The sequence below is a fragment of the Halosimplex rarum genome (assembly GCF_047715405.1).
In the GTDB taxonomy this organism is placed as follows: Archaea; Halobacteriota; Halobacteria; order Halobacteriales; family Haloarculaceae; genus Halosimplex; species Halosimplex rarum.
This window is the reverse complement of record NZ_CP180412.1, coordinates 896,118-911,517: the sequence shown is the minus strand read 5'-3', so window position 1 is coordinate 911,517 and position 15,400 is coordinate 896,118. Positions and strand designations below refer to the sequence as shown.

The 15,400-nt window shown below is 68.3% G+C and carries 17 protein-coding genes; 7 read left to right on the top strand and 10 right to left on the bottom strand.

Annotated elements, in window-relative coordinates; all coding sequences use genetic code 11:
- Positions 1-9: 9 nt before the first annotated feature.
- The 4 genes from ilvC to ACMGFH_RS04480 form a co-directional block, all read right to left on the bottom strand.
- A complete protein-coding gene (ilvC, locus tag ACMGFH_RS04495) occupies positions 10-1,011 on the bottom strand; it encodes a ketol-acid reductoisomerase (RefSeq protein ID WP_415381594.1) in 1,002 nt (333 codons plus the stop codon).
- Entirely contained in the window at positions 1,004-1,660 is a 657-nt protein-coding gene (ilvN, locus tag ACMGFH_RS04490; RefSeq protein WP_415381593.1) for an acetolactate synthase small subunit, read from the bottom strand. The genes ilvC and ilvN overlap by 8 nt, the downstream gene beginning before the upstream one ends.
- 24 nt (positions 1,661-1,684) lie before the next feature.
- Positions 1,685-3,535 (bottom strand): biosynthetic-type acetolactate synthase large subunit, encoded by a 1,851-nt coding sequence (gene ilvB, locus ACMGFH_RS04485; protein ID WP_415381592.1) that lies wholly within the window; start codon positions 3,533-3,535, stop codon positions 1,685-1,687.
- A 287-nt stretch (positions 3,536-3,822) separates the two neighbouring features.
- Positions 3,823-5,040: a LeuA family protein gene (locus ACMGFH_RS04480; protein WP_415383191.1), complete on the bottom strand. Its 1,218-nt coding sequence runs from the start codon at positions 5,038-5,040 to the stop codon at positions 3,823-3,825.
- Positions 5,041-5,357: 317 nt separating this feature from the next.
- On the opposite strand from ACMGFH_RS04480, the gene ACMGFH_RS04475 reads away from it, so the two are divergent.
- Positions 5,358-5,756 carry an ArsR family transcriptional regulator gene (locus ACMGFH_RS04475; RefSeq protein ID WP_415381591.1) on the top strand — a complete coding sequence of 133 codons (399 nt, stop codon included), beginning with the start codon at positions 5,358-5,360 and terminating at the stop codon, positions 5,754-5,756.
- Between the two features lie 160 nt (positions 5,757-5,916).
- Here the strand turns inward: ACMGFH_RS04475 and ACMGFH_RS04470 are convergent, their stop codons facing one another.
- Positions 5,917-7,407, bottom strand: coding sequence for an aldehyde dehydrogenase family protein (locus ACMGFH_RS04470; protein ID WP_415381590.1), 1,491 nt, complete (start codon positions 7,405-7,407; stop codon positions 5,917-5,919).
- A gap of 196 nt (positions 7,408-7,603) precedes the next feature.
- Between ACMGFH_RS04470 and ACMGFH_RS04465 the strand changes: the two genes are divergently transcribed.
- The gene (locus ACMGFH_RS04465; RefSeq protein ID WP_415381589.1) at positions 7,604-8,272 is read left to right on the top strand and encodes an alpha/beta hydrolase; all 669 of its coding nucleotides are present in this window, start codon (positions 7,604-7,606) and stop codon (positions 8,270-8,272) included.
- A gap of 94 nt (positions 8,273-8,366) precedes the next feature.
- Complete coding sequence (locus ACMGFH_RS04460) at positions 8,367-9,308, top strand: VOC family protein (RefSeq protein ID WP_415381588.1); 942 nt, start codon at positions 8,367-8,369, stop codon at positions 9,306-9,308.
- Positions 9,309-9,328: 20 nt separating this feature from the next.
- Here the strand turns inward: ACMGFH_RS04460 and ACMGFH_RS04455 are convergent, their stop codons facing one another.
- From ACMGFH_RS04455 to ACMGFH_RS04445, 3 genes are all read right to left on the bottom strand, one after another.
- A complete protein-coding gene (locus ACMGFH_RS04455) occupies positions 9,329-10,294 on the bottom strand; it encodes a VOC family protein (RefSeq protein ID WP_415381587.1) in 966 nt (321 codons plus the stop codon).
- A gap of 77 nt (positions 10,295-10,371) precedes the next feature.
- Positions 10,372-10,914 carry a DUF1684 domain-containing protein gene (locus ACMGFH_RS04450; protein ID WP_415381586.1) on the bottom strand — a complete coding sequence of 181 codons (543 nt, stop codon included), beginning with the start codon at positions 10,912-10,914 and terminating at the stop codon, positions 10,372-10,374.
- Between the two features lie 112 nt (positions 10,915-11,026).
- Positions 11,027-11,590: an OsmC family protein gene (locus ACMGFH_RS04445; protein WP_415381585.1), complete on the bottom strand. Its 564-nt coding sequence runs from the start codon at positions 11,588-11,590 to the stop codon at positions 11,027-11,029.
- A 221-nt stretch (positions 11,591-11,811) separates the two neighbouring features.
- Here ACMGFH_RS04445 and ACMGFH_RS04440 point away from each other — a divergent pair, with 221 nt between their 5' ends.
- From ACMGFH_RS04440 to ACMGFH_RS04430, 3 genes are all read left to right on the top strand, one after another.
- A complete protein-coding gene (locus ACMGFH_RS04440; RefSeq protein WP_415381584.1) occupies positions 11,812-12,117 on the top strand; it encodes a DUF5779 family protein in 306 nt (101 codons plus the stop codon).
- Positions 12,118-12,210: 93 nt separating this feature from the next.
- On the top strand, positions 12,211-12,888 hold the full coding sequence (locus ACMGFH_RS04435; protein WP_415381583.1) for a hypothetical protein: 678 nt from the start codon (positions 12,211-12,213) through the stop codon (positions 12,886-12,888).
- Between the two features lie 56 nt (positions 12,889-12,944).
- On the top strand, positions 12,945-13,355 hold the full coding sequence (locus ACMGFH_RS04430) for a hypothetical protein (RefSeq protein ID WP_415381582.1): 411 nt from the start codon (positions 12,945-12,947) through the stop codon (positions 13,353-13,355).
- Positions 13,356-13,389: 34 nt separating this feature from the next.
- Here ACMGFH_RS04430 and ACMGFH_RS04425 read toward each other — a convergent pair whose 3' ends face one another.
- The gene (locus tag ACMGFH_RS04425) at positions 13,390-13,599 is read right to left on the bottom strand and encodes a CopG family ribbon-helix-helix protein (RefSeq protein WP_415381581.1); all 210 of its coding nucleotides are present in this window, start codon (positions 13,597-13,599) and stop codon (positions 13,390-13,392) included.
- 140 nt (positions 13,600-13,739) lie between these two features.
- On the opposite strand from ACMGFH_RS04425, the gene ACMGFH_RS04420 reads away from it, so the two are divergent.
- Positions 13,740-14,165 (top strand): hypothetical protein, encoded by a 426-nt coding sequence (locus ACMGFH_RS04420; RefSeq protein ID WP_415381580.1) that lies wholly within the window; start codon positions 13,740-13,742, stop codon positions 14,163-14,165.
- 18 nt (positions 14,166-14,183) lie between these two features.
- Here the strand turns inward: ACMGFH_RS04420 and ACMGFH_RS04415 are convergent, their stop codons facing one another.
- Positions 14,184-15,356 carry a M24 family metallopeptidase gene (locus ACMGFH_RS04415; protein ID WP_415381579.1) on the bottom strand — a complete coding sequence of 391 codons (1,173 nt, stop codon included), beginning with the start codon at positions 15,354-15,356 and terminating at the stop codon, positions 14,184-14,186.
- Positions 15,357-15,400: the final 44 nt, after the last annotated feature.

The following is a 15,400-nucleotide window of genomic DNA, read 5'->3' as shown; positions in this document are numbered from 1 at the left end:
TCGGTCCCGTCACTCGTCGGCTTCGTCCCACGCGAACAGGCCGCGCAGGCGCTCGCCGACTTCCTCGATCTGGTGGTTCGCTTCGGCGTCGCGGTACTGCTTGTACGCCGGTCGGTGCGCCTGGTTCTCGTTGATCCACTCGCGGGCGAACTCGCCGGTCTGGACGCCCTCCAGGATCTCGTCGAACCCGTCGCGGTCGATGATCTCCTCGCCGCGCGTGAGCCCGCCGTACTCGGCGGTGTCGGAGACGGAGTTCCACATGCCCATGTGGCCGCCCTCGTACATCAGGTCGACAATGAGCTTCAGCTCATTCAGGCACTCGAAGTAGGCCATCTCGGGCGCGTAGCCCGCGTCGACCAGCGTCTCGAAGCCGGCCTTGACCATCTCGGTGACGCCGCCGCAGAGAACGGCCTGCTCGCCGAACAGGTCGGTCTCGACCTCTTCCTGGAAGTTCGTCTCGATGACGCCCGCGCGGGCGCAGCCGATGGCCTGCGCGTACGCCAGCGCCTCCTCCTTCGCGGCGCCGGTCGCGTCCTGCTCGATGGCGATGAGACCCGGCGTCCCCTCGCCGCGCTTGTACGTGCGACGGACGAGGTGCCCGGGGCTCTTCGGGGCGACCATCGTCACGTCGACGCCCTCCGGGGGTTCGATCTGGCCGTAGTGGATGTTGAACCCGTGGGCGAACTGGAGCGTGTCGCCCTCGTCGAGGCCGTCCTTGACGGCTTCGAAGACGGCCGGCTGGACCGTGTCAGGGACGAGCATCACGGTGATGTCCGCCTCGGCGACGGCCTCGTCGGGCACCGCGACGCGGATGCCGTCCGCTTCGGCTTCCTGGCGCGAACTCGAATCCTCGCGGAGGCCGACGACCACGTCGACGCCGCTGTCGGCGAGGTTCTGGGCCTGCGCGTGGCCCTGGCTGCCGTAGCCCAGCACGGCCACGGTCTTGTCTTCGATGTACGATTCGTCGGCGTCGCCGTCGTCGTAGACGGGCGTGGTGAATTCGTCAGTCATCTGTAGCTGTCTCCGCAGTCTCAGGGGTGTCTGATACCTTCGTCGTTTTCCGTCGCTCGTCTTCGAGCACGTCCGCGCCGCGCTCGACCGCTGCCGCGCCCGTGCGGACGACCTCCTGCACGTCGAACTGGTCGAACGCCGCGACGGCCGCCTCGATCTTCTGCTGGCTGCCGGTGATCTCCACCGTGATGGCCTCCGGCGAGGCGTCGACGACGCTGCCGTCGTACATGTCCGCGACCGCGTTCACGTCGTCCGGTTTCTCGCCGCTGACCTTCACGAGGATCAGCTCGCGCTGGACCGCCTCGGGTTCGAGTTCCTCGACCGAGATGACCGGCACCAGCTTCGCCAGCTGTTTTTTCGCCTGGTCGACGCCCGGTTCGGGCTCCTCGATGACGATGGTCATCCGCGCGACCTCGTCGTCGTCCGTGGCGCCGACGGTCAGGCTCTCGATGTTGAACTGCCGGCGGCTGAAGAGGCCGGAGACCTCGGCGAGCACGCCGGGTTCGTGCTTCACCAGCGTCGACAGCACCGCCTTGCGCGGCAGGTGCGTGGCTTCGGCTTCCGGGTCGATACGAATCCCCTGCGAGTTCCGTCGGCCCTCCGGCCGCATCCGCTCGTCCGGGTGCGGGCCGTCCATTCCTTGTGTCATTGGTGGTTCTCCGTTGTCGCCATCTCAGATGTCTCCCAGCTGGTCGCCGTTCAGTGCGAACAGCCCGTTGTCCCCGCCGCTGGGGACCATCGGGTAGACGTTCTCCGCCGGGTCGATGATCGCGTCGACGACCGCCGGGCCGTCGTACTCGCGCGCGGCCTCGATGACCTCGTCGACCGACTCGTAGTCCTCCAGGCGGAAGCCCCGAGCGCCGAAGGCCTCGGCGAGCATGTCGAACTGCGGGATCCACGGGTACTCCGAGGCCATCCGCCGGCCCTCGTAGAAGCCGTCCTGCCACTGGCGGACCATCCCGACCGCCTCGTTGTTCAGGACGACGTACGTGATGTCCAGGTCCTCCCGGACCGCGACGCTGAGTTCTTGAACCGTCATCAGGAAGGAGCCGTCGCCGTCGAAGCAGACGACCTCCTGGTCGGGCGCGGCGATCTTCGCGCCGATGGCCGAGGGGACGCCGTAGCCCATCGTGCCCAGGCCGTGGCTGGAGACCCACGTTCGGGGTTCGGTGTACGTCCAGAACTGGCTGGCCCACATCTGGTGCTGCCCGACGCCGGTCGTGACGATGGCGTCGTCGTCGGCCAGCTCGGAGAACCGCTCGACCACGTACTGCGGTTTGAGCGGCTCGTCCTCCGGCATGTCGTAGGTCATCGCGTACTCGTCTTTCCAGGTCTGGCACTGCTCGCGCCACTCGCCGTAGGCCTGCGGCGAGGTGTCCATCGCCTCGTAGGCGACGGGCATCGCGTCGTCGAGCTGGCGCAGGACCTGTTTCGCGTCGCCGACGAGCGGGTGGTCCGCCTCGATGTTTTTGCTGATCTCCGCGGGGTCGATGTCGACGTGGATCAGCTCGGCGTCCGGCGCGAACGTCTCGACGCCGCCGGTCAGGCGGTCGTCGAAGCGCGTCCCGATCGCGAGCATGCAGTCGGTGTTCGTGATCGCCATGTTGGCGTAGCCGGTGCCGTGCATCCCGGCCCACTCCAGGCTCAGCTCGTGGTCCTCCGGGAACGAGCCGATACCGGGCATCGTCGTGATGACCGGGATCTCGTACTCTGTGGCGAACTGCCGGAGTTCGTCGCTGGCGTCGGCCTTGATGACGCCGCCGCCAGCGAGGATGACCGGTTTCTCGGCCTCGGCGAGCGCGGCGGCCGCCGAGTCGACCGCCCCCTCCTCGGCCGTCGTCGGCGGGTTGTACGTGTCCGGCGTCTCCGGCTGGGCCGGGAACCGGTCGGTCTCGCCCTGGGTGACGTCCTTGGGAAGGTCGACCAGCGTCGGCCCCTGTCGACCCTCGTCGGCGAGCGCGAACGCCTCGCCGACCTCGGTCCCGATGGTGTCGGGGTCGTCGGCGAAGTAGCTGTGCTTGGTGACCGGCTGGGTCACGCCGACGGTGTCGGTCTCCTGGAAGGCGTCGTTGCCGACCATCTCCGTCGCGACCTGCCCCGTCAGCGCGATCATCGGGTCCGAGTCCATGTTCGCGTCGGCGATACCAGTCACGAGGTTCGTCGCGCCGGGACCCGAGGTCGCCAGGCAGACGCCCGGCTTCCCGGAGACGATGCCGTAGGCGTCCGCCGCGTGGGAGGCGCCCTGCTCGTGGGCCATCGTGATGTGGGTCAGCTCCTCGGAGTCGTACAGCGCGTCGTAGACGGGCATGATCGCCCCGCCCTGGACGCCGAACAGCGTCTCCGCGCCGGCCTGTTCGAGCGCCGCGACGACCGACTCCGCACCCGTCGTCACGGTGTCGTTCGTCGTCGGGCTCCCCTCGTCGGTCGCCCGCGCCGTCTCCGGCTCCTCCGCTGTCTCCGTCGCCTGTTCGTCCGCGTCTGTGGTCTCGCCGTCGGGTGGCGACACCGGTGTTTGTTCACTCATGTCTGGTGGGGTTGGTCGTCGAATCCGCTCCGCGTCGAATCGATGCGTCCGCCGAGAATGGATGTGCGACTGGTGGGGCTAGGGCGCCCCTACGATACGAACGCGAATCGCACCGCTGAGGGCGAGCGGTCCCTCGCCGAACCCAGCGGTTTCTCTCATCACTACGACACTCTGCACACCGGCGGCAATAAATTTTCCGTGTCCGGTCCGGGGACGGCCGCTCGGCTCCCGGCGTTGGATCTGGCTCTCGCTGGGTGTGCTCGGCGACCGTGGAGGCGGGCATCGTCCTACGCCCGGACCTCCTCTTCCTCGACCTCGCGGTCGACGCCGACGTCCTGGGCGAACTCCTCCAGGACCTGCATGGTGACGCGGTTCTTCTCCGCGCCGTACTCCTTGACGCGCCGGGTGACCGCGCGCACTTCCTCGTCGGTGGGCGCGTAGCCCGCGTCGACCAGCCGCTCTCGCACCGAGTGCTGGCCGGTGTGCTTGCCCAGGACGAGTTCGCGCTCGGCCCCGACCATCTCCGGGGTCATGACCCCCGGCTCGAACGTGTCGGAGTTCTCGATGACGCCGGCCGCGTGGATCCCGCTCTCGTGGGAGAAGGCGTTGCGGCCGACGACCGGCTTGTTGGCCGGCACCGGAATGTCGCTCTTGCCCTCGATGGTCCGGGAGATCTCGGTGATCCGCGTCGTGTCGATCCCGGTGTCGACGTCGTACAGCGACTCCAGGGCCATCACGACCTCCTCGTAGGCCGCGTTGCCCGCCCGCTCGCCGATGCCGTTGACCGAGACCTGCGCCTGCGCGGCGCCGGCCTCGTAGCCCGACAGCGCGTTCGCGGCGGCCAGCCCGAAGTCGTCGTGCGTGTGCACGTCGATCTGGGCGTCCGTCCGATCGACTACCTTCGCGATCATGTCGCGGAAGCGGCCGGGCGTGGCGACCCCGCAGGTGTCGGGGATGTTGATCCAGTCGACATCTGCCTCGCTGACGGCGTCGACGACCTCCATCAGGAACGCCTCGTCCGTCCGGGTGGCGTCCATCGGCGAGAACATGCACTCGACGCCCGCGTCCTTGACGCGCTCGACCGACTGGACGGCGCGCTCTTTCGCCTGCTCGCGGGTCGCGTGCATGGAGTCTTCCAGCTGTACGTCGCTCGTCGAGACGAACACGTGGACCAGCTCGACGCCCGAGTCCAGTGCCGCTTCGACGTCTTTCTCGACGACCCGCGCTAACCCGCAGGTCGTCGTCGAGGTCGCTTCCGCGATGTCGCGGACGGCCTCGAATTCCGCGTCGGAGTTGACCGGGAACCCCGCCTCGATGACGTGGGTGCCCATGTCGTCTAGCACAGCCGCTATCTCGCGTTTGTCTTCGTACGAGAACGACGTGCGTGGTGACTGCTCCCCGTCGCGGAGCGTCGTGTCGAAAATGCGTGCCTCGTCTACTTCAGAGGTACTATTTAGAGTACCCCGGAAGAACTCGATCCGCCGGCGAAGCCGACGTGCCCTCAGTGTTGGACATTGTACCTATAACCTGTCCCTTCGTCGTATATAAAGTCACCGCTCGGAGCGGTTCCCCGTCAACACGTGGCACAGGTCGGGTCGAGAGCGGCGGCGCCCGTGTCTTTCGCGATGGCAGAGACCTTCTCGCTGATCTGGTCCCTCTGTGACCGCCGGAGACCGAGCCCCAGCGCGCCCGCCCCGAGTGCGCGCGGCCGTCGGATATTTCGGCGGACGACCCGGCGACGGGCCCGGTCGGTCGGCGACCACCCGCCGGACACCCAAGCTATTTGCTACCACATGCCATACTACGCACGGGTGTAGATTCGATGTGCGAGGTCGGAGAGACACAGACAGATTCGGGACGAGAATCGGGAACAGACGAGGAGCATTACGCCGCCTCGCTGTCAGTAGACGCGGTCCTGTCGCTGCTCGCGGACCACCAGCGGCGCGACCTGCTCCGGCACCTGATCGACTCGAACGAGCAGACGGCGAGCCTGGACGAGTGCGTCCGGCATCTCCTGCAACGGGAACAGACCCGCTTCGGCGAGTGTCCGGGTCACGAACAGATCGAGACGGCGCTCCACCACATCCACATGCCGAAACTGGAGGAGGCCGGGATCCTCGAGTACGACTCCCGCAGTCGCCAGTATCGGTATCGAGGCCACGACCAGCTCGAAGCGTGGCTCGAGCGCATCGAGGACGGCGAGTCCGACGCGGACTCGTGAGCCGGCGCTGTCCGGCTGTCTGCTTGATTTCGGATCGTCCGCCTCGGGGACAGCCGGACTTCCGTCTCGACCACTGCAAGGGGACACGGGAGCGGCTGGTCGAGACGGACGAGCGACCGATCGAACGGAATTCTACGGGGGGAGCGGCCCCTGAAAACCCCTAGAACGGGTACTCCCGCGGTTCGCGCTGCAGCGAGATCCACTTCGTCTCGGTCACCTCGTCGAGGATCGTCCCGTCGTTGTACCCGCCCATCCCCGACGCTCGCGTGCCGCTGAACGTGACGTGAGCTTCGTCGTTGATCGGCTGGTCGTTCACGTGGACGTGGCCCGTCTTCATTCGGTCTGCGATGTCCAGGCCTCGCCCGATGTCGCCGGCGTGGACCGACCCCGACAGCCCGTACTCGGTGTCGTTGGCGATCTCGACGGCCTCGTCGACGTCCGAGAAGGGGATCACCGGTGCGATGGGGCCGAAGTGCTCGAAACACGCCGCGGACATGTCGTTGGTCACGTCCGACAGCACCGTCGGCTTCACGACGAGCGAGTCGTCGACGCCCTCGATGTCGGCGGTCTCGCCACCGGTCTCCAGCGTCGCGCCGGCGTCGACGGTCTCCTCGACGTACTCCAGCATCTGGTCGCGCTGGGACTCGTCGATGATCGGGCCGACGACGGTGTCCGCCTCGTGGGCGCTGCCGACCGGCAGCGACTCGGCGCGGTCGGTCAGTGCCGCGACGTAGTCGTCGTAGATCGACTCGTGGACGACGTGGCGATTGATCGAGATGCAGACCTGTCCCTGGTGCACGAACGAGCCGAACGTGGCGCTGTCGATCGCCTGTTCCAGGTCGGCGTCGCCAGTCACGACGTGGGCGTTGTTCCCGCCGAGTTCCATCGCCTGCGCGGCGAGATTCTCCGCCGCCGTCGCGGCGACCTGCCGACCCACCGGCGTCGAGCCCGTGAACGCGACCATGTCGCTCTCCGGGTGGCCGACGACGGCGTCGCCGATGTCCGACCCGCTGCCGGTGACCACGTTGAGCAGTCCGTCCGGGAGCCCGGCGTCCTCGAAGATCTTCGCGAAGACCAGCCCGCCGGTGATCGGCGCGTTCGTCGCGGGCTTGAGCACGACGGCGTTGCCCGTCGCCAGCGCCGGCGCGACCGCCCGCATCGAGAGGTTCAGCGGGAAGTTCCACGGCGAGATGGCGGTCACGACGCCCCGGGGGATCCGCCTGACGATGTTCTCCTTGCCCTCGATGTTGGAGTCGGCGAACTCGCCTTTCATCCGGCGGGGCAACGTCGCCGCCTCGCCCAGTTGGTCGCTCGCGATCTGGATCGACGTCTCGCCCATTATCTGCCCCCCGCCCGCCTCGGAGGCGAGCAGGTCGACGACCTCGTCTCGATGCTCCTGGAGCGTCTGGAGCGCGTCCTGGACGACGCCCTCGCGTCGGGCGGGCGGCTGGTCGGCCCATTCCTGCTGAGCCGCGGCGGCCGCTTCGTAGGCGGCGTCGACGTCGTCTTCGGTCCCGGCCGGCACTTCGGCGACCGTCTCGCGTGTCGAGGGGTCCTCCACCGGGATCGTCTCTCCGCCCGCGGCCTCGGTCCACTCGCCGTCGATGTACAACGCCGTCCAGTCGGCGTCGATTGCGTAGCTGTCTGGCACGAGTGGTCCCTGTAAGCGACTCACACGGAAAAGCCGCTGGCCGGCAGACGCGAGGGATGGAGTGACGAGCGACGCCGCGGGAGACGCGGCGGCCGCGGCCCGCCGGGGGTTCAAGTCGCCTGCTCCACACTGTCGAACCGGATGCACTCGTCGAGCACCGCTGTCGACCGCCGAACACCGAACCGGGGCGACTGAGATGGCGGGACCCCATCAGAACCAGTCGCTGGTGACCGCCGGCGCCCCGCTGTCGGTCGCCGACGCCGCCGCGGTGCTCGTCCACGGACGCGGCGGGACCGCCGAGGGCATCGCCGCGCTCGCAGACGAGTTCTATCGACACGGTCTCGCGCTCGTCGCGCCGCAGGCCCACCGCAACCGCTGGTACCCCGGGTCGTTCCGCGCGCCGACCGTCTCGAACGAACCCGGCTTCTCGTCGGCGCTCAACGCGGTCGGCGACGCCGTCGAGACGGTCGTGGCCGCCGGCGTCCCGACGGAGCGAACGCTTCTCCTCGGCGTCTCGCAGGGCGCCTGCGTCCTGAGCGAGTTCGTCGCTCGCGCGCCGCGACCCTGCGGCGGCGTCGTCCTGTCCAGCGGCGGCCTGATGGGACCGGACGTGGGCGAGTACGACGGGTCACTCGACGGGACGCCGGTGCTCGTCTGCGGCCACGAGGGCGACGACCGGGTCCCGGTCGAGCGCCTGCGCGAGACCGCGGCGGTGTTCGCCGCGCTCGGCGGCGACGTGACCGAACGGATCCACGAGGGGGAGGGGCACGGGTTCACCGACGGCGACCTCGCGGCCGTCGACGAACTGGTCGCCGATCTGATCGACGGTTCAGGCGGCCGTTTCGCCGGCGGTTCGACGGAGTGAGAGAGCGGATCTCAGACGTGCGGTACCGTCCGATATCGAGGGTTTGAGTGCGTCGACAAAGGGGTTATCGGCGTCGAAGTCCTATCCGAGGATCATGCCAGCCGACATTCCGGGAATCCACCACGTGACGGCGATCGCGAGCGACCCGGGGCGCAACTACGAGTTCTACACCGAGACGCTCGGGTTACGACTGGTAAAGCGCAGCGTCAACCAGGACGACGTATCGGTCTACCACCTCTTCTACGGCGACCGGAGCGGCACGCCGGGCACGAGCATGACGTTTTTCCCCTACGCCGACGCCAGCCCCGGCCGCGTCGGGACCGGCCAGGTCGCGGCGGTCCAGTTCCTGATCCCGGCGGCGTCTGCCGATTTCTGGCTCGACAGGCTCGAATCGGAAGGCGTCGAGGCGGAGGAACCGCACGACCGCTACGGCGACACCGTGATCCGGTTCCACGACCCCGACGGGCTCCCCATCGAACTCGTCGGACGCGCGGACGCGCCGGCGGGCGACCCTCCGGAGGGGCCCGTCCCCACAGAGCACGCGATCCGCGGTTTCTTCGGCGTGACGCTCTCGCTCGCGACGGTCAGCCAGACCGCGAACCTGCTCAAGACGATGGGATTTCAGCCCACGCGGAGCGAAAACCGCAGACAGCGCTTCGAGGCCGGCGGGGAACTCGGCTACGTCGTCGACCTGCTCGAAGACCCGGAGGCGCCGCGCGGCGAACCCGGCGCGGGGACGGTCCACCACGTCGCGTTCCAGGTCTCCGACGCCGAGCAGGCCCAGTGGCACGACGCGCTCGTCGAACGCGGCCTCCGGCCGACCCAGATCATCGACCGCAAGTGGTTCAGGTCGATCTACGCCCGCACCGAGGGAGGCGTCCTCTTCGAGTTCGCCACCAAGAGTCCCGGCTACACCGTCGACGAGGACGTCGACGAACTCGGGGAGAACCTCGTCCTCCCCGAGTGGCTCGAAGACCGCCGCGACGAGATCGAGGCCAACCTCCCGGAGTTGACCGTGGCGCCTCGGTCGCAGTGACGGAGTCGGTCCGACGGGATTCAGCCGTCGAACGGCGGGAGCTGTCCCGCGATCATCTCGCGGTCGGCTTCGAGCCAGGGGGGTAACACCAGCGAGCCGGCGGGGTCGGGTTCGCGCTGGCCGACACCGAGCCCAGGTCGCTCGGTCGCCAGTTCGAAGAGGACGCCCGCGCCGTCGCGGACGTACAGCGATTCGAAGAAGTGGCGGTCCTTCACCCGCGACGGGTCCAGATCGCGCTCGGCGAGGAGGTCACGCCACTCGCGGAGTTGGGCCCCGCTCTCGACGCTCAGGGCGACGTGGTGGATCGAACCGCGGCCCTCGCGCCCGTACGGCGCGTCGTCGGTAAGCAGGTCGACGACCGACCCGCGACCACCCGGCAGGCGATAGCGGACCGCGTCTCCCCGCTCGGCGACCAGTTCGAACCCGAAGGTGTCGAGCAGGCTCGCCGTGACGTAGGGGTCCGCCGACCGCATCGACACGCCGCGGATCCCCCTGATCGCTCGCTCCGCGGGAACGTCTCCGCCGGTCCAGCGGCGGGCTTCGCCCGCGTTCGGGTCTGTCCGCGGCGCGCCGGTGTCGGTGTCGGCGTCGACGCCCACCAGGCCGAGCGGCGTCCCGTCGGGGTCCCGGAACGGGAGGAACGACTCGCCGAATCGCTCCTCGATCGGGTCGCAGTCGACCCCGTGGTCGGCGAATCGGTCCCGCCAGAACTCCAGCGAGTCGGCCGGCACCCGGAGTGCGGCGGTCGTGATGTCCGGTTTGCCGATCCGGCCCGGTTCCTCTCGGGGGTAAGTGAAGAAGGTGAGCACGGAACCGGGCGCCCCGCGCTCGTCGCCGTAGTAGAGGTGATAGACGAACGGTTCCTCGAAGTTCACCGTGCGGAGGGCGAACCGGAGGCCGAGCGCGTCCGCGTAGAACCGGCGGTTCTCGGTCGGGTCGCCGGCGATCGCCGAGACGTGATGCACGCCGAGTACATCCGAGAGCACTGGTGCAGCTACGGACCGCGGGCGGAAAAGCGTATCAGCGACGGCGACGGCCGCCGCCAGTTAGCGGCCCCGGACAATCACTCGATCTGTTCGCCGGCGCGGACGACAGTCTCCAGCCAGTTCTCCTCGGGCGGGTAGGGGCAGGCGAACGTCTCGCTGAACGCGCAGAACGGCGAGTACGCGAGGTTGAAGTCGACCGTCACCTCGTCGCCGTCGTCGAGGTCGCGGTCGGGCTCCAGTTCCATGTACCGGCCGCCCTCGTAGGTCTGCTGGCCGGTCGTCTTGTCGCGGAACGGGACGAAGACGGTCTGGTCCTCGGGCCCCTGCCGGTAGCCGTGGAGTTGGTACGACTCGCTGTCGAGGTCGAACGAGAAGGTGACGACGCGCTCGTAGCGGACCGTGCGGCCGTCGCTGGTCTCCATCTCGACGGGATCGGGTTCGTCGTGAACGGTGACGGTCGCCTCGACGCGGTAGTCCGGGTCGGGTTCGAAGTAGTCCAGGCCGTCGAACTCGTCGCGATCTTCGGGGGGGATCGGCGACTGCGGGTGCTCGGCGAAGAAGTCGTCTTTCTCGGTCCTGTTGGCTCGTAACTGCTCGGCCCAGTCGTCGGTGTCGCTCATACCATGGATTGCCGCCGCGGTGGTTTGAGTCCGGCGGTCGCCCGGAACCGTGGTCGAGACAGACCGCCGACAGAGCGTGGGTTTCTCCGTGTCCACCCACAAAAAAGCGAAGTTATTCGACGACGAGTCGGGTTTCGAGCGGGACCTCGTTCGTGATCGCGTCCACGAGCGGCGAGGTCGCCTCGACGCGTTCGCGTAACTCCGTGAGGTCGTCTTCGGAGGCAGCCGACTCTACGTACGCCGTGCAGGTGATCGACTCGTATCCCGGGCGCACGTCTTCTGCGATGCCGAGGAAGCCCCGGAGGTCGACGTCACCCTTCAGCTCGAAGCGCAGATCGTCGAGTTCGATACCCATTGCTGCGGCGTTGGCCGCGTAGCCGACGCTCAGGCACGAACCGAGTGCGCCGAGCAGCAGTTCGACGGCGTTCGGGCCGGTTCGCTCGCCGAGGATCTGCTCCGGTTCGTCGCCCTGAAGCGTGAACTCGCGGGTGTGGACAGTCTCGCCCGCCTGGTCGAACTCGTCGATAGTCGTCACGGACTTGAGTGCATCTTCCCACTCGGTTTTCGCCCGGAACCTGAACATCCCGACGTCGGGGTCGTCGCTTATCGTCTCAATTGCACCTTCGAGTTCGGAGAGAGCGACGCCATTGACCGCTCCCGGTTCGGTGGTTGCCATTTTGGATCACCGCTACTCTCTACGACCGGTGAGAGAATAACTCCGTATTGACGAACTGTTCCTACTTTCGCACCGATGGATGAGATTCACTCGCACGATACTGCACATCCTGTGTCTCACGAACGGAGAGTGTCAGGTCGGAATCGGGCACTTCACACAGGGACCGAACACCACCACGCTCGGGCGCACACCTTTTTCTCGGTCGACGCTGAGATGGGGGTATGAGCGAGATCGACCTCGACCTCCAGACGGTCGAGGAGGAGCTGACGGACGAGGGAGACGGCGACGACGACAGCGGCGGCCGGGTCGTCCTCGGCGTGCTCGACGGGTCGACGCCGGAGGAGGAGTGGCTCGCGGCGATCGACGACGGGCAGACGCTCGTTCTCTCGGTCGAGGGGGACGTGAACGAACTCGCCTCGGGGTTCGCCCGCGACGTCCGCGACGCCGACGGTGAGCTCATGCACTTCCGCGGCTTCCTCGTCGTGACGCCCCCGGGCGTCAGCATCGACACCAGTCGGCTGGACTGAGGAACGCCGACACGGCCACCGCGGTCACCGATCCGCGGGTTCGTGACGCGGCCCGTCTCGCCGCTTATGTGGCCGGCGCCCTAACGCCGATCCATGCCGATGAAAGCCACCGGGAGGGCGCCGTCGTGGCGGGAGATCGACCAGTGGGACGGCGGGACGGGCTGGATCGCCCATCCCGACGAGAAGATGCAACGGACCAGCCACGCGCTCGTCGACGGTGACGACGTGTGGCTCGTCGATCCGGTCGACGTCGAGGGGCTGGACGAGCGGCTGGCCGACCTCGGGACGGTCCGCGGCACGGTCGTCCTCCTCGACCGACACACGCGCGACTCGGCGGCGATCGCCCGCAGACACGACGTTCCCGTCTTCGTCCCCGAGTGGATGGACGACGTACCCGCGGACGTCGACGCGCCCGTCCGGACGATCCGCCGAGGGCTCCCCGACTCCGACTACGACCTGCACAAACTCATCGACAACCCGCTGTGGACGGAGGCGTTCCTCTACGACGAGGACTCGAAGACGCTCGTCGTCCCGGAGGCCGTCGGGACGGCCGCGTACTTCCGGGCCGGGAACGAGCGGCTGGGCGTCCACCCCGCGCTGCGCCTGACGCCGCCGCGGTCGCTCGGCCGGTTCGGCCCCGACCGGATCCTCACCGGGCACGGCGCCGGGGTGTTCGACGACGCCGCCGGCGCGCTGGCCGAGGCGCTCGACAGCGCGCGCTGGCGCGCGCCGCGGCTCTACGCCGAAACGGCGCGAGAGTTCCTCTCCTAAGCCGGCGATTCGGGACGAGCGACGGAGTTTTCCCGATACCAGCGAAAGGAGGCAGTGTGGTGTACGCGACGCGCGGACTGGTCGAATCGTGCCTCCGGTTCGCCCGCGAGTCCGACCCCGAGACGGTGACGATATCGCTCTCGGTGACGCCGGCCGCGGACCTGCCGGAGGTCGACCTCCCGCCCGAGACGCCGGTGTTCACCCACTTCTACTACCCCGACTCCGCGGGGTCGGTGAACTTCGTCTTCGGCGTCGACCTCGGGACACCCGCCGGGCAGACCCAGGGGCGGTTCGTCTCCCATCCCAACGGCGAGTTGCGCGTCCGCCAGCGCGACGACTTCCACCAGCTCATCTTCGTCGCCGTCCCGCCCTGGGACGAGGAGTCGGTCGCCGTTTTCGACCGCCGCGGCGAGGAACAGCCGCTCGAATTCCTCGACGTCGAACCTCCCGAGGAGTTCCCCGAGTGAGCGCGACTGGCCGAGCGGCGCCGACCGGCGTCGCTCAGTCGAGATAGCCCAGGTCTTCCAGCTGATCGGCTATCTCCGAGAACTCCGCCTCGGTGAGTTCGCCCTGCTGCTCGCGCTGGATGACGATGCTGCGGAGGAGAAAGCGGACGAGGTCGCTCGTGCTGGAGAAGCTCGTCCCCTCGATCGTCTCGTCGACGCGGTCGGCGAGGTCCTTGGGGATCGAGACGGTGGTGTAGTCGGTCATATCCACGCATGGACGTGGTCGCGGTTAGGCGTTGCGTCTACCGCCGATCCCGTTCCGAGACGCCCGGGAGGCGGACGCGCCGACCGCGAGACGACACATTGACACAAAGATTACGAGTCGAGCGAACGAAATCGGGGACGATGCCCTCCACAGACGAACCCGAGTCACTCCGTACGGACCTCGTGCGCCGGTGGAAGGAGGAACTGTTCTCCGCCGATACCGTCGTCGCGCTCGTCGCCGTCGCAGTGGCGATCCCGGCCGGTCTCGTCGCTGCGGCCGCGACCGGGGCGGTCGCGATCTATCCGGTCTGGTTCGCCACGGCGGCGGGCCCGAGTCTCGGGTACTGGCGCGGGCTCCGGATCGAAGTCCCGTGGCGGTCGGCCGCCGTCGTCGGCGCCGCGATGGCCCTGGCGATCGCCGTCGTCACGAGCGGAACCGTCGCGCTCACGCTCGCGCTCGACGGGGGCGAGAGCGCCGCGATGATCGCCGGTGGCGTCGTCGGCCTCCTGTTCGGCGGACTCGCGAGTCGATTCGCATTCCACCGGTTCGCGGGCGAAACGGTCTGAAGCCGAGAACCCGAACGTCTACACGGTCAGCTCGACGCGGTAGTCGGTGAGGTTCTCGTAGCCGTCCTCGGTGACGACGACGAGGTCCTCGATGCGGACGCCGCCGACCTCTGGATCGTACAGGCCGGGCTCGATGGTGATCACGTGGCCCGGTTGGAGTTCCTCGCCGCTGGGCGCGAGACTCGGGCCCTCGTGGACGTCGAGGCCGACGCCGTGGCCCGTGGAGTGGATGAACCCCGTCTCGGTGCTCTCGTCGCTCCGGAGGGTCGGTTCGCCCGCCGCTTCGTACACGTCGCAGGCCGCGGCGTGGACGTCGGCGCCTGTCGCGCCCGGTTCGACCGCGTCGAGCGCCGCCCGGTATGCCTCCTCGGTCAAGTCGTACCACTCGCGGACCGTCTCCGTCGGCTCGCCCTTGCAGAACGTGCGAGTCATGTCCGCGTGGTACTTCGTGGCCTTGTTCTGCGGGAAGATGTCGACGATAATGGGTTCGTCCGCGGCGAGCGGGCCGGCGCCGCGTTCGTGGGGGTCGGCGGCGTCCGCGCCGCAGGCGACGATGGTCTCGTCGAGCGCGCAGCCGTGACGCAGCAGCGTCACCTCGATCTCGGTCTTGACGGCCTCGCTCGTCAGCGGTTCGCCCTCGTGGTAGAGCGTCCCGTCGCGAACGTCCGCGTTCGCGATCAGGTCCTCTGCCGCGTGCATCGCGGCTTCGTTCGCTTTCTGGGCCTCGCGGACGTGGTCGATCTCCTCGCCGGTCTTGACCGCGCGGATAGCGGAGACGGTGTCGTCGCGGTCGGCCGTGACGCTCACGCCGAGGTCGCGCAGGCCGTCGGCGGTGTGGATCGGGAACCGCGGCGGCACGGCGACGGCGTCCACGTCGTACGCGTCGAGGAAGTCGGCGAGGACGCGGTAGGAGGCCTCGTGAGGGTCGTGCTCCTCGCTGTACTCGCCGTAGCCGTAGTCGATCGACCGCTCGACGGTAGCGGCGCGGGACTCGCGCTTGGCCCGCCCGAACTCCAGGCTCCGGTGGAAGAGGAGGCGGACATCGCCGTCGTAGAGGGTCACGAAGGGGTCCGGCGCGTCGAACCCGGAGAGGTAGTACTGGTTCGAGTCCGTCGAGTCCGCGTGGACGAGGTAGCCGTCGATGTCCTGTTCGTCGAGGTACGCGTCCAGTGCCGAGAGGTCCGGATCCATACCGACGTTCACAAGCGCCCCGACTAAATATGATAGCCCTCGGG

Excerpts from the sequence above, each read along its gene's own strand:
- ilvC (WP_415381594.1), bottom strand. The coding sequence starts at position 1,011 with ATGACTGACGAATTCACCACGCCCGTCTACGACGACGGCGACGCCGAC.
- ilvN (WP_415381593.1), bottom strand. The coding sequence starts at position 1,660 with ATGACACAAGGAATGGACGGCCCGCACCCGGACGAGCGGATGCGGCCG.
- ilvB (WP_415381592.1), bottom strand. The coding sequence starts at position 3,535 with ATGAGTGAACAAACACCGGTGTCGCCACCCGACGGCGAGACCACAGAC.
- ACMGFH_RS04475 (WP_415381591.1), top strand. The coding sequence starts at position 5,358 with ATGTGCGAGGTCGGAGAGACACAGACAGATTCGGGACGAGAATCGGGA.
- ACMGFH_RS04465 (WP_415381589.1), top strand. The coding sequence starts at position 7,604 with ATGGCGGGACCCCATCAGAACCAGTCGCTGGTGACCGCCGGCGCCCCG.
- ACMGFH_RS04460 (WP_415381588.1), top strand. The coding sequence starts at position 8,367 with ATGCCAGCCGACATTCCGGGAATCCACCACGTGACGGCGATCGCGAGC.
- ACMGFH_RS04450 (WP_415381586.1), bottom strand. The coding sequence starts at position 10,914 with ATGAGCGACACCGACGACTGGGCCGAGCAGTTACGAGCCAACAGGACC.
- ACMGFH_RS04445 (WP_415381585.1), bottom strand. The coding sequence starts at position 11,590 with ATGGCAACCACCGAACCGGGAGCGGTCAATGGCGTCGCTCTCTCCGAA.
- ACMGFH_RS04440 (WP_415381584.1), top strand. The coding sequence starts at position 11,812 with ATGAGCGAGATCGACCTCGACCTCCAGACGGTCGAGGAGGAGCTGACG.
- ACMGFH_RS04435 (WP_415381583.1), top strand. The coding sequence starts at position 12,211 with ATGCCGATGAAAGCCACCGGGAGGGCGCCGTCGTGGCGGGAGATCGAC.
- ACMGFH_RS04425 (WP_415381581.1), bottom strand. The coding sequence starts at position 13,599 with ATGACCGACTACACCACCGTCTCGATCCCCAAGGACCTCGCCGACCGC.
- ACMGFH_RS04420 (WP_415381580.1), top strand. The coding sequence starts at position 13,740 with ATGCCCTCCACAGACGAACCCGAGTCACTCCGTACGGACCTCGTGCGC.
- ACMGFH_RS04415 (WP_415381579.1), bottom strand. The coding sequence starts at position 15,356 with ATGGATCCGGACCTCTCGGCACTGGACGCGTACCTCGACGAACAGGAC.